At 50.7% G+C, this 23,082-nt stretch carries 19 protein-coding genes; 16 read left to right on the plus strand and 3 right to left on the minus strand.

From position 1 onward, the window contains the following. The first annotated feature begins 430 nt into the window (after nt 1-430). From KTH89_RS14565 to KTH89_RS14625, 13 genes are all read left to right on the plus strand, one after another. Nucleotides 431-1,078: a MarR family winged helix-turn-helix transcriptional regulator gene (locus KTH89_RS14565; RefSeq protein WP_238722194.1), complete on the plus strand. Its 648-nt coding sequence runs from the start codon at nt 431-433 to the stop codon at nt 1,076-1,078. A gap of 45 nt (nt 1,079-1,123) precedes the next feature. Continuing rightward, entirely contained in the window at nt 1,124-2,011 is an 888-nt protein-coding gene (locus KTH89_RS14570; protein ID WP_238722195.1) for a cation diffusion facilitator family transporter, read from the plus strand. A 213-nt stretch (nt 2,012-2,224) separates the two neighbouring features. After that, nucleotides 2,225-3,097 carry a 4-(cytidine 5'-diphospho)-2-C-methyl-D-erythritol kinase gene (gene ispE, locus KTH89_RS14575; RefSeq protein WP_238722196.1) on the plus strand — a complete coding sequence of 291 codons (873 nt, stop codon included), beginning with the start codon at nt 2,225-2,227 and terminating at the stop codon, nt 3,095-3,097. Nucleotides 3,098-3,100: 3 nt separating this feature from the next. After that, nucleotides 3,101-3,769, plus strand: a complete 669-nt coding sequence (locus KTH89_RS14580) for a GntR family transcriptional regulator (RefSeq protein WP_158348697.1) — start codon at nt 3,101-3,103, stop codon at nt 3,767-3,769. A 117-nt stretch (nt 3,770-3,886) separates the two neighbouring features. Beyond that, complete coding sequence (locus KTH89_RS14585) at nt 3,887-5,413, plus strand: spore germination protein (RefSeq protein WP_158348698.1); 1,527 nt, start codon at nt 3,887-3,889, stop codon at nt 5,411-5,413. 8 nt (nt 5,414-5,421) lie between these two features. Then, nucleotides 5,422-6,522, plus strand: coding sequence for a GerAB/ArcD/ProY family transporter (locus tag KTH89_RS14590; protein WP_158348699.1), 1,101 nt, complete (start codon nt 5,422-5,424; stop codon nt 6,520-6,522). Then, the gene (locus KTH89_RS14595; RefSeq protein ID WP_238722197.1) at nt 6,519-7,589 is read left to right on the plus strand and encodes a Ger(x)C family spore germination protein; all 1,071 of its coding nucleotides are present in this window, start codon (nt 6,519-6,521) and stop codon (nt 7,587-7,589) included. Before KTH89_RS14590 ends, KTH89_RS14595 begins: the two co-directional genes overlap by 4 nt. 123 nt (nt 7,590-7,712) lie before the next feature. Then, on the plus strand, nt 7,713-8,336 hold the full coding sequence (gene spoIIR, locus KTH89_RS14600) for a stage II sporulation protein R (RefSeq protein WP_238722198.1): 624 nt from the start codon (nt 7,713-7,715) through the stop codon (nt 8,334-8,336). Between the two features lie 378 nt (nt 8,337-8,714). Beyond that, on the plus strand, nt 8,715-9,719 hold the full coding sequence (locus KTH89_RS14605; protein WP_238722199.1) for a PD-(D/E)XK nuclease family transposase: 1,005 nt from the start codon (nt 8,715-8,717) through the stop codon (nt 9,717-9,719). 253 nt (nt 9,720-9,972) lie between these two features. Continuing rightward, on the plus strand, nt 9,973-11,061 hold the full coding sequence (locus KTH89_RS14610) for an ABC transporter ATP-binding protein (RefSeq protein WP_158348703.1): 1,089 nt from the start codon (nt 9,973-9,975) through the stop codon (nt 11,059-11,061). A gap of 1 nt (nt 11,062) precedes the next feature. Continuing rightward, nucleotides 11,063-11,926 carry an ABC transporter permease gene (locus tag KTH89_RS14615; RefSeq protein ID WP_158348704.1) on the plus strand — a complete coding sequence of 288 codons (864 nt, stop codon included), beginning with the start codon at nt 11,063-11,065 and terminating at the stop codon, nt 11,924-11,926. Nucleotides 11,927-11,940: 14 nt separating this feature from the next. After that, a complete protein-coding gene (locus tag KTH89_RS14620) occupies nt 11,941-13,467 on the plus strand; it encodes a GldG family protein (protein ID WP_238722200.1) in 1,527 nt (508 codons plus the stop codon). Further along, nucleotides 13,464-14,516, plus strand: coding sequence for a DUF4340 domain-containing protein (locus tag KTH89_RS14625; RefSeq protein WP_238722201.1), 1,053 nt, complete (start codon nt 13,464-13,466; stop codon nt 14,514-14,516). Before KTH89_RS14620 ends, KTH89_RS14625 begins: the two co-directional genes overlap by 4 nt. A gap of 43 nt (nt 14,517-14,559) precedes the next feature. Here the strand turns inward: KTH89_RS14625 and KTH89_RS14630 are convergent, their stop codons facing one another. Continuing rightward, nucleotides 14,560-15,450, minus strand: coding sequence for a helix-turn-helix domain-containing protein (locus tag KTH89_RS14630; protein ID WP_158348860.1), 891 nt, complete (start codon nt 15,448-15,450; stop codon nt 14,560-14,562). Nucleotides 15,451-15,649: 199 nt separating this feature from the next. Here KTH89_RS14630 and KTH89_RS14635 point away from each other — a divergent pair, with 199 nt between their 5' ends. From KTH89_RS14635 to galE, 3 genes are read left to right on the plus strand one after another with little or no spacing between them, the layout of a single operon-like run. Beyond that, a complete protein-coding gene (locus KTH89_RS14635; protein WP_238722202.1) occupies nt 15,650-16,573 on the plus strand; it encodes a nucleotidyltransferase family protein in 924 nt (307 codons plus the stop codon). 3 nt (nt 16,574-16,576) lie between these two features. Beyond that, nucleotides 16,577-17,692 carry a phosphotransferase enzyme family protein gene (locus KTH89_RS14640; RefSeq protein WP_238722203.1) on the plus strand — a complete coding sequence of 372 codons (1,116 nt, stop codon included), beginning with the start codon at nt 16,577-16,579 and terminating at the stop codon, nt 17,690-17,692. A gap of 36 nt (nt 17,693-17,728) precedes the next feature. Beyond that, entirely contained in the window at nt 17,729-18,745 is a 1,017-nt protein-coding gene (galE, locus tag KTH89_RS14645; RefSeq protein WP_238722204.1) for a UDP-glucose 4-epimerase GalE, read from the plus strand. A 952-nt stretch (nt 18,746-19,697) separates the two neighbouring features. Here galE and KTH89_RS14650 read toward each other — a convergent pair. Continuing rightward, the gene (locus KTH89_RS14650; protein ID WP_238722205.1) at nt 19,698-21,227 is read right to left on the minus strand and encodes a response regulator transcription factor; all 1,530 of its coding nucleotides are present in this window, start codon (nt 21,225-21,227) and stop codon (nt 19,698-19,700) included. Next, nucleotides 21,214-23,016, minus strand: coding sequence for a sensor histidine kinase (locus KTH89_RS14655; RefSeq protein ID WP_238722206.1), 1,803 nt, complete (start codon nt 23,014-23,016; stop codon nt 21,214-21,216). Before KTH89_RS14655 ends, KTH89_RS14650 begins: the two co-directional genes overlap by 14 nt. Nucleotides 23,017-23,082: the final 66 nt, after the last annotated feature.

Genomic DNA, 23,082 nt, shown 5'->3' on the forward strand with positions numbered 1-23,082 from the left:
GTCGGACGTGAAGTCCGCCGTGCATCCTGAACCCGGCTTTCCGATTTCACTAAGCGTATTCACAGCCGCCCTATGCGCTCCCAGGGAGATACAAAAGAACCCGGCCGCCCGGAGCGTTCCCGGATACCGCCCGCGGTTCCAAGCCGTAAGCAGCAGACATACGAAGCCTCCGGGAAGAACGCAAAGTGAGTGCGACAGCCTCTTATTTGAATGATACGGTAACTTATGACTGGTTTCTGGGGTTGCGGTGAACGATTCGCCGGTCTGGAAGATATGGATTTATGTTGAAACGGGTCCGGCGGATTTTTACAGAGGCGGAAAGATGTAAAAATGATTAATAGAACAGGTACCTTATAAAAATGTTGACAAATTTAACAGGTGCCTGTATAATATGAATAAACAGGTACCTGTTAAAAAAGGAGGAATATGGATGTCGGATATTATAAATGAAAAAGATTTATTTGAAAAACTAATGCGGCTGCAATGGCTGGTACAGCGTCACCAGCTGCAGAACCGGAGAGGACGGGGGCCCTTTGCGGACCCGACCAGGGGACAGGGGCGTGTACTGGCTATCCTGAAGATGCAGCCGGAGATAAGCACCAAAGATCTTTCTTATCTGCTGGACATACGGCAACAGTCCTTAAGTGAACTGTTGGGCAAGCTGGAGAAGGCCGGCTATATCACCCGCGAACCATCGGATAATGACAAGCGCGTTATGGTGGTAAAACTAACGGACAAGGGAAGGGACGCCCGGCAGGAGAAACCGGATTTTTCTTATCCGTTTGACTGCCTAAGCCCGGAAGAACAGTTGGCTTTTGGAGGTTATCTGGAGCGTGTGATTGAGAAACTGGAAGCGGACCTTGGAGTGGATAAGAAAGAGGATATGGAACAGTGGATGGAGAAAACCAGATCCAGAATGGGCGATGAAGCCTTCGACCATCTGATGGCTATGCGCGGAAGAGGGGGTCAGCCGTCTGGAAATGCACATTCTCATGGCAGACCGCGTGAACGTGGTACGCGTGGCTGCGGACGTAACAGATCCGGGCGTCCTTTGGACCGGCACGGGGATCAGGATTAACCGCGCAGTCAGATTTTTTATCTTAGGAGAGGAGGCGTAATAAAAATGATAGAGGAGTCGTGTGAGAAGAGCCGTGATCTTGTTGGAAAAAAGACCGGGATTATAGGAATATGCGTAAATCTGGCATTGGTCGTGATAAAGGCGGCTGCCGGCGTGCTGAGCAACAGTGTGGCGATTACCGCAGATGCTCTGAATAATCTTATGGATTGCGCCTCGTCTTTTGTGGCATTTTTAGGCTTTTCATTTTCCGGGAGGAAAAAAGATAAGAGGCATCCCTATGGGCATGGACGGATGGAGTATATATGTGGATTGATTGTGTCGCTGCTGATTATGTTTACCGGAATTTCTGTCTTTATAGACGCGGTAAAACGGCTGCAACACCCGCAGCAAATTACGGTTACTGCTTTGGCTGCCGCGGCATTGGTTATCGGTATCCTGAGCAAGATATGCATGGCCTGGTATATGAAACGGCTGAACCGCATGATCGCTTCTTCTGTCCTGAAAGCCATACGGATCGATAACCTGTCCGATGCTATTGTGACGGCAGTTACGCTGGCTGGTATCCTGGCGGCCCCTTATACAAACTTACCGGTTGACGGGATTCTGGGTATTATCGTTTCGGCCGCGATTCTGAAATCGGGAGCCAGTTCTTTCGGGGATAATATGGTCCTTCTTTTGGGCGAAGGGGCCGATCCGGACACTGAGGAAGAAATTATGCAGATTGTTACGCAGTTTATACCGGCCGGGTCTGTGGAGGAAATATCCCTGCATGACTATGGACCGGAAAACAGATTGGTTTATATCAAACTGGATTATTCCAAGACAGAGGAGAACAAACGCGGCACTCAGGCCCTGTCCTGCATTAAGCAGAAAATTAAGCGGGAGCTGCGGATGGACGCTACCCTGTATTGGGATGTAGCAAGCCAAGCGTGACAAGGGCAGTCCCGTTCCGGAGGCTATGGTTTATATTACTTTCGCCAGTCATATGATCTTCCCAGCAATTTCCATCCCTGGAGGTTGCTTTTTTGTTGGAACTTGTTTATAATATCTTGTATACATAATACAAGCGGAAAAGGCTGAACAAAAGAAGTTCACCCAGAAATGGTATACCGATATGTGCGGGAAAACGCGCTTATGGAGGGAAACATGAAGCGGATCGAATTAAAGGCAATGGGGAAAATTAATCTGGGGCTGGACGTGCTGGGCATCCGTCAGGACGGATATCATGAGGTGCGTATGATCATGCAGACCGTGCGTCTGTTTGACCGGATCGCGCTGGTGAAGAAAGATAAACCGGGGATCACGGTGAAGACAAATTTGTACTATCTGCCGACCAACGAAAATAATCTGGTGTACAAGGCGGCGCGGATGCTGCTGGATGAGTTTGAGATCGGAACCGGTGTGGAGATACGGCTGGAGAAGCATATACCGGTATCGGCAGGTATGGCCGGAGGAAGCACCGACGCGGCCAGCGTGCTGTTCGGGATGAACCAGATGTTCCGGCTCGGCCTGTCAAAGGAGCAGCTGATGGAACGGGGGGTTAAGATCGGTGCGGATGTGCCTTATTGTGTGATGAGGGGCACGGCCCTGGCGGAAGGGATCGGGGAAGAGCTGACCGCCCTGCCTCCTATGCCGGAGTGCCAGGTGCTGATCGCGAAGCCTGGGGTCAGCGTATCGACAAAGTTTGTCTATCAGCAGCTGGATTCCCGGCCGATCGGAAACCATCCGGACATTGACCGGATACTGGAAGGAATTCGGAGGCAGGATCTGCATATGATAGCCGGGAATCTGGGAAATGTGCTGGAATCGGTCACGATACCGGAATATCCGGTGATCGCGCAGATCAAGAAAGTGATGATGGAATACGAGGCGCTGAACGCCATGATGAGCGGAAGCGGCCCCACTGTGTTCGGGCTGTTCGATGACCCGGGGAAGGCCAGAGCCGCTTATCAAAAGTTAAAGAACGGGCCGTTGGCAAAGCAGGTATATCTGACAGGCGTATTTAATACGAGGAGGTAGACGATGGACGATTTTTTGAAAGTAACGATGAACGAATATCTGCCGCTGCGGGATGTGGTATTTAATACACTGCGTCAGGCGATCCTGAAAGGGGAGCTAAAGCCCGGGGAACGGCTGATGGAGATACAGCTGGCAGACCGGCTGGGAGTCAGCCGTACACCGGTGCGGGAAGCGATCCGTAAGCTGGAGTTAGAAGGCCTGGTGGTGATGATTCCCCGAAAAGGCGCGGAGGTGGCCAGCATTACCGAATCCGATCTGCAGGATGTGCTGGAAGTACGGCGGGCTCTGGAAGAGCTGGCCGGCAGCAAAGCATGCGAGCGGATTACGAAGGAAGAGCTGGTAAAATTAAAAGAGGCCTCTGCTGAGTTCGAAAAGATTATCGATTCCGGGGATCTGACCATGATCGCGGACGCGGATATGCATTTCCATGACATTATCTATCAGGCTACCGGCAACGCCCGTTTGAATCAGATTCTGAATAATATCAGGGAACAGATGTACCGGTACCGTATGGAATATCTGAAGGATTACAAACGCCATGCTAAACTTGTGAAGGAACATGAAAAGATTATCTCCGCATTAAAAGCCGGCAATCAGGAAAAAGTACGCGACGCCATTATAGTCCATATCGATAACCAGAAAAAGGCAATTGAGAAGTCGCTTAAGGGTTAGGAATAATATTTCAGAAATTACATAAGATACCAGTAAATGAGGATAAGACTTGTCTTATCCTTTTTTCTTTTTCATAGGAAAGTGCTCTTAGGGAATAAAGAAAAGGGGGAAAATCTGATGGGACAGGATCAACAAAGCCAAAAGAAACCGGAGCAAAATTTATCGAAAGACTTGCAAAAAAATCTGGAGGTGTTTAACCGTCTGTTTCAGGACTGTGACGATGTAATACGCAGACCTATGCGGCTTGGCCGGGATCAGAAGGTGGACTGCTTCGTGGCCTATGTGGAAGTGGCGGTCAGCAATATGATGCTGCAGGATTCGGTGATCGGCAAGCTGATAAACCGGATGTGGGACATGACCAGAGATGAAATCTATGAATATATCCGCTGCAACGGCCTTGGAATCTCCGATGTAAAAGAACTGCCAACCATGGAGACGGCGGTGGCGGCGCTGATGGCGGGCAATGCGATCATGTTTATCGACGGCTATGACAAAGCCATCAAGATCAGCAGCAAGGGATATCCCAATATGGGCGTGCCGAAGGCCGAGTCGGAAAAAGTGCTGCGCGGATCCAAAGAAGGCTTCGCGGAAGCGGAAAAGGTGAATACGGCCCTGATCCGGAAGCGGATCAGGGACCCCAGGTTAAAGGTAAAGGAACAGCCCATCGGGCAAAGATCCAACACGATGGTGGCGCTTGTCTATATGGATGATCTGGTTTATCCAAGCCTTCTGGAAAATATAACGGCCCGTCTGTCGGAATTTGAAATAGACGGCGTGCTGGACAGCGGCGTGATCGAGCAGCTGACCGAAGAAAACTGGAGATCCCCGTTCCCCCAGTTTCAGACGACGGAGCGCCCGGACCGGGCGGCCATGGCCGTATTGGAGGGAAGGGTGGTGCTGATCTCCGATAATTCCCCGGTCGCGCTGATCCTGCCCACCAGTTATAACAGTTTTTTTCAGGCCAGCGATGATTATTACAACCGGTTTGAGATCGTCTCGTTCATCCGCGTACTCCGGTATGTGGCGGCAATTCTGGCTATGAGTCTTCCGGGCCTTTATCTGGCGGTTACCGGTTTCCACACACAGATCCTGCCGACGGAGCTGATCCTGTCCTTTGCGGAAGCCAGAAGCGGCGTGCCCTTTCCCGGGGTGGTAGAAATCCTGCTGATGGAACTGGCATTTGAGCTGCTCCGGGAAGCGGGAGTGCGTCTGCCGGGGGCGATCGGCAATACCATCGGTATCGTGGGCGGCCTGATTATCGGCCAAGCGGCGGTCAGCGCCAATCTGGTCAGCCCGATCGTGGTGATTGTGGTCGCGCTCACCGCCCTGTGCTCATTTTCTATACCAAACGAAGAATTCTCGACTGCGTTCCGATTGTTGAAATTCTTCCTGATCTTCATGAGCGCATGGCTTGGAATCTACGGATGGATGGCGGGTATGCTGGCCATACTGATTCATCTGTCCCAGCTGAAAAGCTTCGGCATCCCTTACCTGATGCCGTTTGTCGCATCGGATATGAATTCCTATCATGATGAGCGGGATTCCATCGTGCGTGCGCCGGTGTTCCGCATGACGAGACGGCCCATTTTTGCGCGGCGGGATGCCAGGATCCGGTTCCGGGGAAAGCACGGGGATAAGGAGTGAAAAAACAGATGTTTTCAAATAACCGCCGGATCTCGCTCCGGCAATTAAAGAGAATGATGGTCATGGAGCTGATCGGGATTACCGGCCTGGTAATTCCGGGAATCACGGTTGGAGCGGCCGGCCGTGACGGCGTGTTGGCCATGGCCGTGGGCCTCGTATTCGTCACCCTCTATGTTTTGCTGCTCTGCCGGCTGGGGCGCAGGATCGACGGGGAATATATGCAGTATGCCAGGAAACGCTGCGGGCTGATCGGTATGGATATCATCGGGGCATTTTATCTGGTGCAGCTGTTGTTTTCCGGAGCTTTCGCGTCCAGGCTGTTAGGGGAAGTGGTACGGCAGGTGCTTCTGCCGGATACTTCCGTACAGATTATCATGATCGTGCTGCTGGTGCTGGCGGTATATGCGGCGGCCGGCGGCATGGAGGGCAGGGCCAGGATGACCGAGATTCTATATTGGCTGGTGCTGGGGCCGGTCATTATCATGCTGTTGTTTACGGCCAAAGATCTGGATTTTGATAATCTGGCTCCGATCTTCGTCAGTACGGTGCCGAAGGTGGCAGCGGGCGGATACGGCGTATTGATTTTTTTCAGTATCCTGGGCATGATGCTGTTCGTCATCCCGTTTATGAAACGGGACGCCAGGATTTACCGTACCACCATGCACGGAGCAGTGATCGTGGGACTGTTTAATCTGGTCTTTATCCTGCTGGTGGTCAGCGCCTTCGGCGTGGGCGGCACTTATGCCAAGAACTGGCCTATTATCTCCCTGATGACCATTGTCCGGACGCCTCTGAATGTACTGGGCCGTTTTGACAGCATATTGATTGTTATCTGGCTGGTCAGTATATTCACATTTGTCAATTCCTGTATATTTTATAGCAGCCTGGTCTCCCGGCAGCTGATCGGAAATGAAAAAATGCACATTTATCTGATCCCGTTTGCGGCAGTCATTTTGCTGCTGGCCAGCTGGGCCGACAATTATCAGTCTATCTATCAGACCTATATGAGCTATATGAAGTACATCGGGATGCCCGCGGCCATCGCCATTCCGGTACTGCTGCTTTTCCTGGATTGGATGCAGGGCAGACGAAAGGAGGCAAAGGAATGAAACGGATCGGCGTTATCCTCTGCGTGGGAATGATACTGATGCTGGCGGGGTGCGGCAGAAAAGACGAGCTGGAAGACAAAGCCTTCGTGCTGGCCCTGGGAGTGGATCATACCCAGGAAGGGCTATATGTGACCTATGGTTTTCCCAAGGCCTCCGATAAGGGCAGTGATTCCGGCGATTCCTCGGACAAAACCGCAGGAGACCTGCCGGAAACCGGAATAACCGCGGCCAGTCTGTACGAGGCGGAGAAAATCTATGATCTTCGCTCGGATAAACATCTGGACTATTCCCATTTGAAAGCTATCGTACTGAACCGGGAACTGTTTTCAGATACCAAACAGCTGCTGGAGCTGTTGGAGTATTTTGAAAAACAGGAGGCATTTGCCCGGAGTACGAAAATATTCCTGGGCGATGAAACAGCCACAAAAATCGTAGCCGCGCATGAAGATGCCGGCGGTTTCCTGAACAATATGTACGAAAACGGTGACTACCTGACGGAGGAAAAGGCCGTCACCTTGCAGGATCTGTTAAATCACTGGCATAATCAGGACCGCGTACTTATGATCCCGGTAGTGGATGTGGATGGCAAACAGATCGCGGTGACCGCCTACGGCATTTGTTCCCGGCTTGCCTATATCGGAGAACTAAGCGTGGGGGAAAGCGACGTGATCTTTTTCGCACGGGGAGTAAAGGCCCCCTTCAGCTTCCAGACCCAGGAAGGGAATATAATCGAAGTGCGGAACAACCGCATAGAATCCGTATTTGACCGGGAAGACACACAGGTGGTTTATAAACTGAAGCTAAACGGAACAGCAAGGGTTGTGGTTGGCGACACCAACAGTCATGATACGGTAGGGCAGATCGAGCAATCCGCTGTGAAACAGATGGAAACCAGGATTCGTGAGATCTACGGCCTGTGGCAGCAGGAATACCAGGTGGATCTGCTGGACAGCTACCGGATCGTGGGCAGCAGAAGCCGTAAGATCGCGCTGGATTATCGGGACCGTCAGCAGGAATATGAAAAGGCGATCCGCCTGCTGCCGACAGTTTCGCTGAAGTTCGAATAAGGATGCCCGTGGCGGTGGCATGCAGAAAGAAAAATTAAAAAATATTTGTATAGAATCCATTTGATACGTCAATTCTCCTGATAGAGCAAGAAACCATTACATTTCCATCAGGAGGTTTACATAATGAAACTGAAAAATAATATATTCGTAGTGATCCTATCTCTTTTCCTTGGATTTACCGGCGCGTTTCTGACAGCCGGAAAAACCGAAGGCGCGCAGCAGATCCAGCAGGGAATCGCGGGCCAGATCATTCGATTTCACGTCATAGCCAACAGTGATACCGAGCAGGATCAGGCGCTCAAATTAAAAGTGAAAAGCGAAATCGTCCGCTATATGCAGACGATTCTGGCCGGTGCGGACGGCATCGATGAGACACGAGACAGGATTAAAGCCCATCTGGATGATATCGAAACCCTGGCTGAAACCGTTATCCGGCAAGAAGGATACCAATATCCGGCAGCCGCCAGACTGGAGCAGGCCTATTTTCCCATCAAGACATACGGGGACTGCACGTTCCCCGAAGGATATTATGAAGCGCTGCGTGTGGAAATCGGAAAAGCCCAGGGGAAAAACTGGTGGTGCGTCCTTTACCCGAATCTGTGCTTTGTTGACGCTGTCCACGCAGTCATTCCTGAGGAAGAAAAACAGATGCTGAAAAATGTCCTGACTGAGCAGGAGTACGAGGCTGTCACAGGGGAACCGGAGGTCAGAATACGCTTTAAATATCTTACGTTTTTGAATCAGTGACCGGAGCGCTGGGGGGCTGATCTGGCAGGTCCGGCTGAATATGGACGGATTTTTCAAAAGTATTACGATGTGTTGAGACCCGGCAAGTTTTTTGCTGGGGATAGGCCCTGCAGATATAGAAGGCAGGGCTTTTATTTTATTTACCGTATACGTTTTGAACAAGAGGTTAAAAAAATAGATATTCTTATGATAGACGCATCATCATTTTTATGATATCATTAATAAATCTTCAGCAGTTTTAGCACTGCTGTTTTCTTTCATTCCATAGGAAAGTCTTCCTAATGGAATGCAAATCTTATCAGTTTTTATCTCTCAAGCGCATAGCGTTCGCTATTGCCAATTTCCAGTAATTTTACTATACTTAAAGGAGGAAAATGAATGAAGAAAACACGGACAATTTCAGAGAACTACGAGGCTCTAAAGGCTGTCATGCCGCAAAGGATCCGGGAGGAATTTGACCAGATCGAGGCTGGGAAGAGGCTGCCGGAGCTATACTATGATCTGCCGTTTAAAAAGGCCTTTCACCCGGATCTCCACCCGGACCGGGTGACGAAAATCTTTCAATTGATTTTTCATCAGGAGCTGGTTGCACTGGGGTCTCTTAATACGGCGCCGCCGAAAGTGTCTATTTATTCAAAAAATACTATTTTAGATCAATTGGCCCTTATGTCGGATGAAGGTATCTTCGATATGGAGATGCAGAGAAAGGCCCAAGAATTTATTACCGAAAGAATGGACGTATATGTATCAGACCTTATTATGCTGCAATATTCTGTGGAAAAGGGAAATAAAAAATCAGAGATGAGTTTTCCGGATATACCGACGACCTACGCGGTAGTGTTTATGAAGGAGAGTCCGAGTCGGTTTCAGAGCAATCCGAAATTTATTCACTATCGGAAAAACGAAACGGATACGGGGGTGCAGCTGTCTGATCTGTCCAAGGTGGTATATATTGAGCTGGATAAATGTTTAAACCAGATCCTGGAGCACAGATGCCCGCCGGAACTGGAGGAGTTGGGCTGTTTCCTGGCATTTTTGGCGGATGTGAACGGGGACCGGTTTACAATAAAGGGGGATGGGCCCAATAGAAATATGTATCAGGAAATCCAGGATGAACTTCGCGATATGGCGAAGAATAAGAAGGAGCTGATGTCGATGCTGACAGAGAAGTACGAAGCGGATATCCGCTTTTCAGAGCTTAACCAGGCCAGAAAAGAAGGAATGCAGGAGGGAATCCGTGAGGGAATGCAGAAAGGAATACGGGCATTTGTTTCACTGTGCAGGAAATCGGACAAAACACAGGATGAAACGATACTGGAAATCAAAAGGGAATTCCCATTGACTTCGGATGAAGCAAAAGAGGCCGTCCGGAATTACTGGTGAGGACCGGGTAAGCTTGTCTGGGTATACGGGTAGATAGCTGCCGCACTTCGGCTTTAAGGGCCGGTGCGGCAGCTTTTCATTTCATAATAAAACAACAAGGTGAGGACAAATACCGCTACAATTACACGAAGATCTAACGGTCAGATTGAGCATCCAAACTTACCAGAATTTTCTTACTATTTTCACACAATAAACACAAAGGTAGTTTATAATAAAGCAGATTTATGACACGTAAGTCTAAGGAGGGAACAGCTTGATAGAAGTGAAAAACCTAGTGAAGAGGTACGGCGGCCACACCGCGGTAAATGATTTGAGCTTCGAGGTGGAAGAGGGCCAGATCTACGGCTTCCTGGGGCCAAACGGCGCGGGGAAATCCACAACGATGAATATAATCACCGGGTATCTGGCTCCCAGCGAAGGCCAGGTACTGATTAACGGTCACGATATGTTCGAGGAACCGGAAGAGGCGAAAAAATGTATCGGTTATCTGCCGGAGCAGCCGCCGCTGTATATGGATATGACGCCCCTGGAATACCTGAATTTCTGCGCGGAGTTAAAAGGGGTGGAAAAGGAAAAACGTCCGGAGATGATCCGGGAAATCATGGGACGGACCAAAATACTGGATGTAAAGGACCGGCTGATCCGAAATCTTTCCAAGGGCTATCGTCAGCGTGTTGGGCTGGCGCAGGCGCTGATCGGCTATCCGCCGGTGATTATTCTGGATGAACCGACCGTAGGGCTGGACCCCAAGCAGATTATCGAGATCCGCGACCTGATCAAAGATCTGGGAAAACACCATACGGTCATTTTGAGTTCCCATATTCTCTCCGAGGTCAGCGCGGTCTGTGATTTTGTCATGATCATTTCCCGCGGAGAACTGGTGGCCAGCGATACGCCGGACAATCTAAGCAAGCTGGTTCTGGGTTCCAATGTGCTGGAACTGACGGTCAAGGGAGCGAAAGAGAAAGTAGAGCAGATCCTAAAGGGGATGGAGCAGATCCGGGAATTCGAAATCCACTCCTCCACGACACCGGACTGCGTCGCTGTGACCATCAAAACCAACGAGATGGTCGACCTGCGGGAAGATCTGTCCTATGAATTCGCCGGTGAGAGATGCCCGATTCTGGAAATGAAGCAGTCGAATATGTCGTTAGAGGATGTATTCCTCGAATTGACGGCGGAACAGCCAAAGGCGGAAGCGGAAAAAGCAAAGCGTTCCCTCTTCAGGCGGCGGAAGAAAAAAGAGGAGCTGACGATCGCGGAGGAAGTCGAGCAAGAAGCCGGCATCCGGGAAGAGTCCGCTGACTCTGAAACCGAGCAGAAACAGGAGGTAGAAAAATAAGATGTTAGCCATTTATAAAAAAGAACTGAAATCCTATTATACCTCTATGATTGGTTATGTTGTCGCGGCATTGACGCTGGTGGCGGTAGGAATTTACTTTTATGCATATAATCTGCTTTCGTTGTCTCCGTTTATCGGATATGCGCTGTCGGGAGCCAGCATTACGCTTTTGATAGTGGTTCCGATCCTTACGATGCGCTCTCTGGCGGAAGAACAGCGCAGCAAGACGGACCAGCTTTTGCTGACCGCGCCGGTGTCCATTGGGAAGGTCGTGATGGGTAAATTTCTGGCCATGGTTTCGGTTATCCTGTTACCGGTGGTGATTATCTGCTTTTATCCGCTGGCCCTGGCCTTGTTTGGAAAAGTACCGTTTCTGAGCTCTTACTCGGTAATCTTTGGATTCCTGCTTCTCTACGCGGCGGCTATTGCGGTTGGAATGTTCATTTCCTCCATTACGGAGAGCCAGATCATCGCGGCTGTGGTAAGCTTTGGCGTGCTTTTTCTGAGTTTCCTGATGGGCGGAATCAGCGGTATGGTATCTGACACTGCGAAAACATCCCTGATTGCTTTTACGGTTCTGATTATTGCCCTGGTATTTCTCATCTATGGAATGACGAAAAATGTAGTGGTGCCGGTGGTGGTCGGCCTGGCAGCCGAAGGGGCGTTGATCGCTGTTTATCTGCTGAAGTCCGCCTGGCTGGCAGGAGCAATCAATAAGGTGCTGAATTCGCTGGATATCATGTCCCGGTTTAATACCTTTGTCAATGGAACACTGGATCTGGGCGCGGTGCTTTACTATCTGTCCGTGATCGGATTGTTCTGCTTCCTGACATATCAGTCCATTGAAAAAAGACGCTGGAGCTAGGAGGGAGGACGAGAATGAAGAAATTTAATATCAAAGAGAGCTTCCGCAAGGGAGTAAAAAATAAAAGGCTGAGGCACGGGTCCTACAGTATGGGGCTGGCGCTGATCGTTCTGGCCATTATCGTTGTGATCAATATGGCGGTGAACGCGCTGCCCTCCAAGTTCCGGGAGTTCGATCTGACCGGCCAGAATCTGACCCAGATCGGCAGCCAGACCACAGAGATGTTAGACGCTCTGACAAAAGACGTTCAGATCTATCTGGTGGCGCAGAGCGGTCAGGAAGACGAGACCACGAAAAAGCTGCTGGAGAACTATGCCGGGGCCAGCAGTCATATAAAATTCGAAATCCGGGACCCCGTTAAAAATCCGGCTTTCCTAAACAGTTATCAGGATATGGAGCTATATAATAACAGTGTAATCGTGGAATGCGGCGACCGGAAAAAAGCATTGAGCCCGGATCAGATCTACGAATATCAGATGGATTACACGACCTACAGCAGCACCATAACCGGCTTCGACGGGGAGGGTCAGATTACCAGCGCGATTTCCTATGTCACCAGTGAAAATCTGGGGAAGGCATATGCCCTGACCGGCCATGATGAGATCCCCATGACCGATAACCTGAAGAGCCTGATGCAAAAACAGAATCTTGAGATCGAGGATCTGAACCTCATAACGGCTGAACAGGTGCCGGAGGACGCGGATTTTCTGTTTGTCTTTTCTCCTATGGCCGATCTCTCTTCGGAGGAGACAGCCAAGATACAAAATTACCTGACGGCGGGAGGCCATGCCTTTATCGTTGCCGGTTATACCGGCGGTACCCCGCAGCCGAATCTGGACGCTCTGCTGGCGGACTATGGCCTGGAACGGGTGGAAGGAGTGGTCGTGGAGGGAGATCCGAACCATTATACCGGTTCCGGTCAGGCTTATATCGTACCGGATAAGGAATCTCATGAGATCACCGGCGGGCTGGAGAAATACGTGCTGATGCCTATGGCACAGGGGCTGCAGGAAAGCCAGGATCATCGTGATACGGTTCAGGTCAGCGCCCTGTTAAAGACCAGCGATTCCTCCTACTCGAAACCGGATCCGGCCAATGTCACTACTATGGAAAAAGAAGATGGAGATATTGACGGTCCCTTTATGGTAGGCGCTGCGGTCACCGAGACAGTCGCGGAGGCAGGAGATAGTACCGATGCGGAAGATACTAGCGATGCGGAAGATATGAACAGTACAGATACAGGCAGCCAGTCATCGCCAAAAGAGACGAGAATCGTATGCCTGACGTCCGAGCTGATGTTTGACCAGGGTACAGACGCCCAGGTGGTCGGCGGAAACATGGAATTGGTGAGTAAAGCTGTCTCCTGGCTGACCAACGGGGAAGAGGTAACGGTTTCGATTCCCAGCAAGAGCATAGACAACACTTCACTGTCTATGACGGCTATGGGGTCCCTGTTAGGATTCCTGGGTTGTATCGTAGTGATTCCACTGGCGGTATTAATAACCGGTCTGGTAATCTGGCTGGGGAGGAAGAACCGATGACAGGAAAGAAGAAACACAGAACCAGAAATCTGATCCTTGCGGTAATTGTTTTGGCTGTGTTTATCGGAATCTACCTGGCCGTGGTAAACTTTGCCAAGAGGGAAGAAGAAAAAGAACAGGCGGCTTCCCAGGCTGATACCGTACAGATTGTGAGTATGGATTCAGATCATGTCGATCATATTTCCTATCTTCATGACGGGCAGACCTTATCCTTCCATAAGAAAAGCGAAGACGACACCGAAAACTGGTATTACGACGGGGATGAAAGCATTCCGATTAATAAGAACACGCTGGACAGTATGGTATCGGGCATGACTTCCCTGGAAGGGACTTCCACGGTAGCGGAAGACGACCAGAACTATGAGGAATACGGGCTGGACCAGCCGTCCAACCAGATCACCCTGCAGGACACGGACGGAACGAAAATTACGGTTCTGATCGGAGACACCAACAGCATCACCGGTGAATATTACGCAGCGGTGCAGGGAGAGGCAGGGGTATATACAGTGGCATCCACAGCGGTAAGCGGATTCGAATCTGATCTGATGTCCCTTGTGGAAGCAGACAGTTATCCTGCGATCTCTATGGACACCATTTCCAATCTGACGTTGGCAGGCGCCGATGAATCAGTAAGTATCCAAAAAGCCGGAGATACGGATGCCTATAACTGGAAACTGATCAGAGCAGACGGCTCCGAAGCCGGTATCCGTACCGAATACGCAGAAGAGTTGCTGCAGAATGTTACCGAGGCTTCCTACACCGGCCTGAAAGAATACAACAGCAAAGACCTCTCTGTCTACGGTCTTTCAGAGCCTGCGCTTACGCTGACGGTAGACTATACCATCGAGACCAACGAAGAAGGCGACGGGGGCGATACCGAGACGGTCACTACTCCCCAGCAGTTCGTTCTGATGATCGGCAGCCAGGATGAAGACGGCGGCTACTATGCAAAACCGGCCGATAACTCCAATGTCTACCTGATCAGCGCGGACCGGGTCCTTCCGCTTCTGGAAGCCGGGCAGAAGGTGGAAGAAAACATCCTGCAGTAGATGGAAGGAAAGAAGTACGTTTAAAAGAGGAAGAACCAAGTACTCATCTCTCAGTCAAAGCCTTAATAGATCCTGAATACTCAGAAGGGGTCATCCCGGTTATCTTCTTGAACTGCCGGGAAAAATAGTGGATGGAAGAATAGCCAAGTTCATCCGCGATCTGAGAGAAATTGTGGCTCCTGTTGCGGATCAGCTGCTTTGCGGCGCTGATCTTGAGCTTGGAGAAATAATCGATAATCCCGCAGCCGGCCCGCTCCTGGAACAGCTTTTGAAGGACCGAGCGGCTGACCAGATTATCGCGGCAGATCTGATCGATGGTCAGATGATCCGTTAAATGGGTATTCATATATTCCAACAGGTGGTAGAACAATTCATCCTCACTGTTTTTCGCAAGGGATTTGGGATGGGACGGGCTGTCCGAAGAAGTCTGGCAACGGCGGACCAGCAGGATCAGCAGCTGCTGCAAATACATCTGGATTAACTGTTCCGCGCCAAACGGTCCATCCGTCCGCCGGATCAACTTCTCGCTGAAGGGATCATCCAGACGGCTTAAGTAGACTGCTTTGGCCTCCGCGATGATACGGGCCAGAATTTCCCGTTCCACGCTGTCTACCTTCAGAATTTTATTTTCAAAGAAAACCATGGCGGGCGATTTGCAGATAAAAGAGATCACCACCAGATTCGGGGCGATCACGCCGTTGGCTTTTACATTGTGGAACTCCCGGGGCTTATGAAAGATCAGATCCCCGGCCTTGAGGGTGTGGGTGCGGGCGTCCGCCTGCACATTGACGACGCCCTTGTCCACACAGAGCAGCTCCCAGAAATCATGGGACTCCCCGGGATAGGAAAAATCGCTCATATATTCAAAGTAATGAATGGTTACAATCTGATCAATGACAAATTCTTTTTTCAATCGTATACTTTCGTATGCCATAATACCTCCCAAACTCCCTATTGACACATAGTCATGCAAATTGTGCAAAATAAAATGACAAGAATTACCTTTATAATACGCTGCAATGCTATTGGTTTCAAGGATATAATGAAGATTGTGCAAAATTTCCATAAAATATGCTAAAGCATGCCTGCTCTTTTTGTATTACACTAAACCCATAAGATTGGAGGGAATCAATATGAATAAACCAGTATTAGTAGTGATGGCGGCAGGTATGGGGAGCCGTTTCGGCGGACTTAAGCAGATGGAACCAATGGACGACCAGGGACATATCATCATGGACTTTTCCTTGTATGACGCACAAAAGGCCGGATTTGAGAAAGTAATATTTATCATAAAAAAGGAGATCGAAGAGGCGTTCCGGGAAGTGATCGGCAACCGGCTGGAGCAATACATGGAAGTAGCATACGCGTTCCAGGAAGTCGGCGATATCCCGGAGGGATTTAAGGTGCCGGAGGGAAGAACGAAACCGTGGGGAACGGCACACGCGGTGTTAAGCTGCCGGGATCTGATCGACGGACCATTCGCTGTCATCAACGCGGATGATTACTATGGAGCCCATGCATTTTCGCAGATCTACGATTATCTGTCCACCCATGAGGACGACGGAAAATACCGCTACGCGATGGTGGGATATGTATTGGAAAACACACTGACGGAAAACGGGCATGTGGCCCGTGGCATCTGTAAGACGGACAGCCAGGGATTTCTGACCGATATCCAGGAGCGGACCCGGATAGAGAAAAGAGGAGAACAGGCGGCTTACACCGAAGATGACGGCGTTACCTGGACCGCGATCCCGGAGCACAGTACCGTATCCATGAACCTTTGGGGATTCGGGAAAAGCTTCCTTACAGAGATAGAGAACGGAATGGCGGAATTTTTAGAAAAAGGCCTGCGGGAAAATCCTTTGAAATGCGAATACTTCCTGCCCTTCGTAGTGGACCGCCTGATCCGTGAAGGCAAAGCCACGGTGCAGGTCCTTCAATCCCCGGACCGCTGGTACGGCGTTACCTACCGGGAAGATAAGGAAACCGTAGTAAAAGCGATTAAAGAAATGAAAGACGCGGGATTATATCCGCAGAAACTTTGGGAGGAATAGAAGATGGACAGAACAACAGCCTGTTCCAAAAAAATGGAAGCGATCCAACAGTTTCAGCTTGAGGGAGAAGTCATTCGTTCCGATATCTACGGAAGCGGACATATCAACGATACATTTCTGCTGGTGTGCCGGATTTCGGATGAAAAAGAAAAGCGTTATATTCTTCAGCGGATGAATCATGAGATTTTCACCCGCCCTGAAGAACTGATGGAAAACATCGTGGGAGTGACCACCTATCTGCGCAGAATTATCATAGAGAACGGCGGGGACCCGGACCGGGAAACCCTGAACCTGGTACCTGCCAGAGACGGAAAAATGTACTACAAAGATTCGATCGGCTGCTACTGGAGAGTCTATCAGTTCATTGAGAATAGCGTCAGCTACGATCTGGTGGAAAAACCCGATGATTTCTATCAGAGCGCCGTTGCCTTCGGAAATTTCCAGAGTTTACTGTCCAAATATCCGGCCCAGACTCTGCACGAAACCATCGCGGGCTTCCATGACACAGCATCCCGATTCGAGATCTTTAAAAAGGCATTGGAGGACGATGTATACAACCGCGCAAAAAGCGTCCGACAGGAAATACAATTTGTCCTGGACCGGGAGGCGGACACCCACATTCTGGGAGACCTCTTAAAGAGCGGGGCCCTTCCCTTGCGGGTTACTCATAACGATACAAAGCTAAATAACATCATGATCGACAAGGAGACCGGAAAAGGAATCTGCGTCATCGACCTGGACACGGTTATGCCCGGCCTGGCCGTCAATGATTTCGGGGACTCCATCCGTTTCGGGGCCAGCACGGGGGCGGAGGATGAGACAGACCTCTTAAAGATCTCCTGCGATCTGAACCTGTTTGAATTATACACCAAAGGATTCATCGAAGGCTGTAAGGGCAGCCTGACCCCCAAGGAGCTGGAAATGCTGCCGATGGGAGCCAAAATGATGACCTACGAATGCGGCATGCGTTTCCTGACCGACTATCTCCAGGGAGACGTATACTTCAAGATCCACCGTGAACAGCACAATCTGGACCGCGCCAGAACCCAGTTTAAGCTGGTGGCCGACATGGAAGAAAAAATGGACCGGATGGCCGGAATCGTGCGCAAATACAGCTGAAACCCTAAAGCCTAGCAAAGAAAAGGAGCAAACCCTATGTCAATATTAGTAACCGGCGGAGCCGGCTATATCGGCAGCCATACCTGTGTGGAACTGTTAAACGAAGGCTACGAAGTCGTCGTTGTCGATAACCTGTGCAATTCCAGTGTCATATCCCTGGAACGGGTGCAAAAGATCACCAACAAAACCGTAAAATTCTACGAGGTTGACCTCTTGGACCGGGATGGTCTGGAGACCGTGTTCGAGCAGGAATCCATCGATTCCGTCATTCATTTCGCAGGCCTTAAGGCGGTGGGCGAGTCTGTCGCCAAACCCCTGGAATACTACTGGAACAATATCACCGGCACCCTGATCCTCTGCGACGTCATGCGAAAATACGGAGTAAAAGACATCGTGTTCAGTTCTTCCGCCACCGTCTACGGAGATCCGGCCACCGTCCCCATCACCGAGGACTTCCCTCTGCACGTAACAAATCCTTACGGCAGAACCAAACTGATGCTGGAAGAAATCCTGCAGGATCTGCACACCGCCGATCCCGAATGGAACGTCGTCCTTCTGCGTTACTTCAATCCCATCGGCGCCCACAAAAGCGGCCTGATCGGAGAAGATCCCAAGGGCATTCCCAACAACCTGGTACCCTATATCACCCAGGTAGCCTCCGGCAAACTAAAATCCCTGGGAGTCTTCGGCAATGACTACAACACCCCCGACGGTTCCGGTGTCCGCGACTACATCCACGTAACGGACCTGGCCTTAGGCCACGTCAAAGCCGTAGAACACCTGAAGAAAAAAGAAGGGGTCAGCATCTACAACCTGGGCACCGGAAACGGATACAGCGTCCTTCAAATGGTACACGCCTTCGAAAAAGTATGCCAAACCCCGATCCCCTACGAAATAAAACCCCGCCGTCCCGGAGACATCGCCACCTGCTACGCGGATGCCTCAAAGGCCTACAAAGAGCTGGGCTGGAAAGCCCTCTGCCAGCTGGACGAAATGTGTGAAGACGCCTGGCGCTGGCAGTCTGGGAACCCGAACGGATATGAACCGGGTTGAGACTGCTTGAGGGCGGAGGTTGGGACGGTTTAGCGCGGTGATGGGAGACCCCCGCAGGGGCCGGACCCTTTCTTCCGGGGTGGGCTTGCACGCTGGTTCGGGGGGAGGTCAAGGGCGGTATCCGGGGACGCTCCCGGCGGCCGGGTTCTTTTGTGCCCCCCCGGGAGCGCGGAGGGCTTGCGCTGGCTGCTGCTAAGTGGAATCGAAAAGCCGGGTTCAGGAACCGAGCCTATTCACCAGGAACACGTGAGGTGTTCCCGGTTCAGAGGCTCTTGCCCGTCGGACGTGAAGTCCGCCGTGCATCCTGAACCCGGCTTTTTGATTTCACTAAGCAGCAGCTCAGCCGCCCTATGCGCTCCCAGGGAGGCACAAAAGAACCCGGCCGCCGGGAGCGTCCCCGGATACCGCCCTTGACCTCCGCCCGAACCAGCAGGCAAGCCCACCCCGGAAGAAAGGGGCCGGCCCCTGCGGGGGTCTCCCATCACCGCGCTAAACCGTCCCAAGTTCAAGCCTCACGTATTTTCAAGCCGTTCCTTTTGTATCCCATTCCCCAGGCTCAGTTCTCGCCCCAGTACACTCCTGCTTTTGGAATGACTGGGGCGAGAATTTATCTGTAAGGAATTTTAATTGAGAGAGAGTCAGAGCTAACGGAGCATCCATATACCGCTGGCACCAGAGTAGGCGTGAAAACGGGCGGGGGTACGGGACGGGGGCCAACGCTTCTGCGGTGAAAAACATTGAGGGATGGACTTAGAGCGATGAGCGGGGGTGGAAATGAACCCCCGTTTTTCGGAGCATGTCCGAGCGCAGCGAGTTTGCGTAGAAAAATGTAATAAGGGGTTCTTTTCCGCCCCCGCCCATCGCTCTTAGTCCATCCCGAAGTTTTTCACCGCAGAAGCGTTGGCCCCCGTCCCGCACCCCCGCCCGTTTTCACGCCGGCCCCAGCACAGCATCAATTCCGGTCTCTCACCCACTCGCTGGGAGTGGTTCCTACCTCATTTTTGAAGACGCGGCTAAAATAGCGGGAATCGTCGTAGCCGATGGTGGAGGCGATGGTTTTGATATCGATATCTGCCTGGGTGCTTAGAAGCTCTTTGGCTTTTGCGATGCGCAGGCTGGTCTGGTATTGGAGCGGGGACAGGCCGCATTCTTTTTTGAAAAGGCGGTTGATGTAGGAAGGAGTGTAGCCGTAGCGGTCGGATAGGTCGTCCAGGGATATTTTCTGGTTGTAATTTACCTCGATGTAGTGCTTGAGCTGGTGATAGAGGTGCTCGCTTCCGGAGGCGGTGGACTGGGTCTGAAGCATATTTTCTATGGAAATGCGGAGCTGCTGGTTCATCTGCTCCCGGGTTTCACAGGTGTTCAGATGGGATAACGTGTCCGACATGGCGGCCAGGGCGGATTTGTCATCCACTTTGAACACTACGGGAAGGGCGTGGTATGCCTCGCGGATAAAGTCGTCGGTGATGCTTTGGGGGTATCCGGCTTCGGCGTATGAGTCCAGGGTGGTTGTTACATACTGCAGATAGGAGGTGTCATTTTGCAGCTGGTATAGGAAATTGATATGGTCCCTTTTCTGCTGATGGTCTGGAAGCGGGCATTTGGGGCCTTCCGGATACAGCGAGTAGTTCTGTGCGTACATGGAGACATATTGGGGCAGCGCGGTGCGCATATCCCGCGCGGTTTCCCAGATCTGGGGATAGCCTATGGTGACGGTGTGGAACAGGATGTGGTAAGGAAGCGTGATACCGGATTCCAGTACAAAGTTGTTTAGCTGCATGGCCATCAGGGCCGGACGGATTTCCCGGTCCGTGATGTGGAGAATGATGAATTTTTGGTATAGATTCGCCTCATCGATGATCCAGGTGTGATCCACTTCTGCGTGGGCGGAAAAGAATGTGTTGAAGTCGATTTGTTCCCACAGGTCCCGCAGGTTAGCCGGGTGGATAAGAGCGGCGTAGCGGGAGGGCAGATTGCCCAGATGTACCAGAACCATCAGGAAGTTTTCATCCGGGAAGCTGCTGGGACTAAGGATCTCAGGAGAGTCTCCGTGGAGGGTCTTGGAGAGGATATTCCGTTCCAGCTGCCGTCTCTCCGACAGGATGGTCTCTGTCATCTTGGTCAGGATGGCGCTTAGATCGCTCTGGGATATGGGCTTTAACAGGTAATCATCCACGCCGTATTTGATTGCGGTTCTGGCGTATTCAAAATTACTGTATCCGCTTAGGATCAGTATATGTACCTGGGGGTAGAGCCTGCGCACTTCCCGGATCAGCTCCAGGCCGTTCATGCCCGGCATCTCAATATCCGTGATCAGAAGGTCGGGAACCTGACCGTTTAGGAGAGCCAGGGTCTCGCGGCCGTTCTGGGCCTTTCCGATAACCTGGATCCGCGGGTCGGTGTTTTCTACCTTTTTTGCTATGTTATTTAATATAATCGGCTCGTCTTCCGCTATTATCACAGTGATTTCAGTTTTCCTCATAATTCATTTTTCCCCCTATCAGTATGGATGCCCCCTGCTCGGGATGCTCGATCCGGAATATAAAGTAATTGTCGTAGAAAAGCTTCAGGCGGAGATAGATATTGGCCACGCCCATTCCATTGATGGTGATTTGGGGATATTCCGATTCGTTGTCCAGCTTTTGTATTTTTTGATAGATCGAATGCTCGGATTCCTCGGTAAAGCCTGGTCCGTTATCGGATATCCTGGTAAACCAGAAATCATCTTCTATAAAGGAATCTATGGTGACGTGCAGCGTATGATCATCGCTTCGGGAGTATTTTACACAGTTTTCGATCAACGGCTGTATGATGAGCCTGGGGATCGGCAGTTTGTCAAGGGCCGGGTCCGAATGGTATTCAAAGTGGATCTTGTCTCCGAAACGTATGGACATCAGATCCGTATAATTGCGGGCATGTTCCAGTTCGCCGCAGAAGGTGGTGGTCATGGAGTAATCTTCCGTGATATACCGGAGCATGCGGGTGAGCTTCAGGCACATTTCGGAAGCCTGCATGTCGTCATTTTCCTCTGCGATGATGGAGATAATCGTCAGGGTGTTGTATAAAAAGTGGGAATCCATCTGAGCCTGCAGCGCCATGATCTGAGAATGGATCGAGAGCGTGCGCGCCTGGACGATGTCATCCAGGGATTCCTTCAGACGCAGCTGCATGTGATTGTAGGCGTTGCTTAAGAGCTCCAGCTCGTTCAGGTTACTTTTGGGCTGATACTGGGACTCCTGGGAAATCGTGTCCAGCTGTAATTTTGATATACTGTCCTTTAATTTTATAATCGGCAGTGAGATGCCGTCGGCGAGCCGGTAAGTGATGGTGATCAGCAGCAGCAGGGAAACGAACGCGATGAGCAGGCCGATATTGCGGAAGAACATCTTGTCACTTAACAGCGATGTCTCGGGGGTTACGATGAGAACGGTGAAACCGGTATTGGGAGAGTGGTAGGAAGTAATCAGTTCCGATTCCCCGGTCTCCGGATTTTTATAATTTGTCTCAACGGAAGTATCCAGGCCGATATAAAAATCCTTTAACGTCCCGGACAACTGTTCCGGATAGACCAGATCCTGATTTTCGTCGTAAATGTATACGGATTCTGCCTTATTATCATAAGAAAGAAGAACGTCATGGATAATCTGATCGATGGAGCGGAGGTCGATCTGGAATTCAATGATGCCTTTGGGATCAGAGAGGGAATCGCTGTATCTGGGAAAAGAGCGCACAAAAGACAAGGTAGCAACGTCGGGATCTACCTTGTACAGACTGCCCTTACCCGGCGCGATGATCATCCGGCTTCCGCGAAGGGCGGTGGCGGGATCAACGACCGTACGCTTAATTTCAGGCGTCAGCTCGTAGGAAAATGAGTCATAACGGGCGCCGAAGGGAATGAGGATGTTATCTTCCAGATCCAGGATATTCATATGGTAGAAAGCCATATCATAACCGGTAATCATGTAGATCATCCGCTGAAATGCGCGGTCTTCGGCCGGGTCCCCCTGATTGGCGCCTTCAAATATGTAATCCCGGATATCATTGGATTCCAGGATCTTTTTCTGCAGATCGTTGACGATCTGGATGTGATTATCGATCTGCTGGGATACAATCTTGGAGAGCTGCTTGGAGCTGGTCGTGTAATTTTCCAGAAAAGCGTGGTACGCGGTGAAATAGTATAGATTACTGGCCAAAATAATCAGTATCAGTATGATGAAGCCATAGGATACAAATATTTTAGTCTTGATGGACGTGAAGTGTCTGGGTTTCATAGAAGCTCCTTTCATATTAAAATGTAGGAAGCTTTTGCTTTTGGGGGAAAGGGATTTATGGTATTC

The sequence above is a fragment of the Diplocloster agilis genome, from assembly GCF_019042275.1.
GTDB classification, from domain to species: Bacteria; Bacillota; Clostridia; order Lachnospirales; family Lachnospiraceae; genus Diplocloster; species Diplocloster agilis.

Bases quoted from the DNA above. Each gene is read 5' to 3' on its own strand.
- KTH89_RS14565 (WP_238722194.1), top strand. From the start codon at position 431: ATGTCGGATATTATAAATGAAAAAGATTTATTTGAAAAACTAATGCGG.
- KTH89_RS14570 (WP_238722195.1), top strand. From the start codon at position 1,124: ATGATAGAGGAGTCGTGTGAGAAGAGCCGTGATCTTGTTGGAAAAAAG.
- ispE (WP_238722196.1), top strand. From the start codon at position 2,225: ATGAAGCGGATCGAATTAAAGGCAATGGGGAAAATTAATCTGGGGCTG.
- KTH89_RS14580 (WP_158348697.1), top strand. From the start codon at position 3,101: ATGGACGATTTTTTGAAAGTAACGATGAACGAATATCTGCCGCTGCGG.
- KTH89_RS14585 (WP_158348698.1), top strand. From the start codon at position 3,887: ATGGGACAGGATCAACAAAGCCAAAAGAAACCGGAGCAAAATTTATCG.
- KTH89_RS14590 (WP_158348699.1), top strand. From the start codon at position 5,422: ATGTTTTCAAATAACCGCCGGATCTCGCTCCGGCAATTAAAGAGAATG.
- KTH89_RS14595 (WP_238722197.1), top strand. From the start codon at position 6,519: ATGAAACGGATCGGCGTTATCCTCTGCGTGGGAATGATACTGATGCTG.
- spoIIR (WP_238722198.1), top strand. From the start codon at position 7,713: ATGAAACTGAAAAATAATATATTCGTAGTGATCCTATCTCTTTTCCTT.
- KTH89_RS14605 (WP_238722199.1), top strand. From the start codon at position 8,715: ATGAAGAAAACACGGACAATTTCAGAGAACTACGAGGCTCTAAAGGCT.
- KTH89_RS14615 (WP_158348704.1), top strand. From the start codon at position 11,063: ATGTTAGCCATTTATAAAAAAGAACTGAAATCCTATTATACCTCTATG.
- KTH89_RS14620 (WP_238722200.1), top strand. From the start codon at position 11,941: ATGAAGAAATTTAATATCAAAGAGAGCTTCCGCAAGGGAGTAAAAAAT.
- KTH89_RS14625 (WP_238722201.1), top strand. From the start codon at position 13,464: ATGACAGGAAAGAAGAAACACAGAACCAGAAATCTGATCCTTGCGGTA.
- KTH89_RS14630 (WP_158348860.1), bottom strand. From the start codon at position 15,450: ATGGCATACGAAAGTATACGATTGAAAAAAGAATTTGTCATTGATCAG.
- KTH89_RS14635 (WP_238722202.1), top strand. From the start codon at position 15,650: ATGAATAAACCAGTATTAGTAGTGATGGCGGCAGGTATGGGGAGCCGT.
- KTH89_RS14640 (WP_238722203.1), top strand. From the start codon at position 16,577: ATGGACAGAACAACAGCCTGTTCCAAAAAAATGGAAGCGATCCAACAG.
- galE (WP_238722204.1), top strand. From the start codon at position 17,729: ATGTCAATATTAGTAACCGGCGGAGCCGGCTATATCGGCAGCCATACC.
- KTH89_RS14650 (WP_238722205.1), bottom strand. From the start codon at position 21,227: ATGAGGAAAACTGAAATCACTGTGATAATAGCGGAAGACGAGCCGATT.
- KTH89_RS14655 (WP_238722206.1), bottom strand. From the start codon at position 23,016: ATGAAACCCAGACACTTCACGTCCATCAAGACTAAAATATTTGTATCC.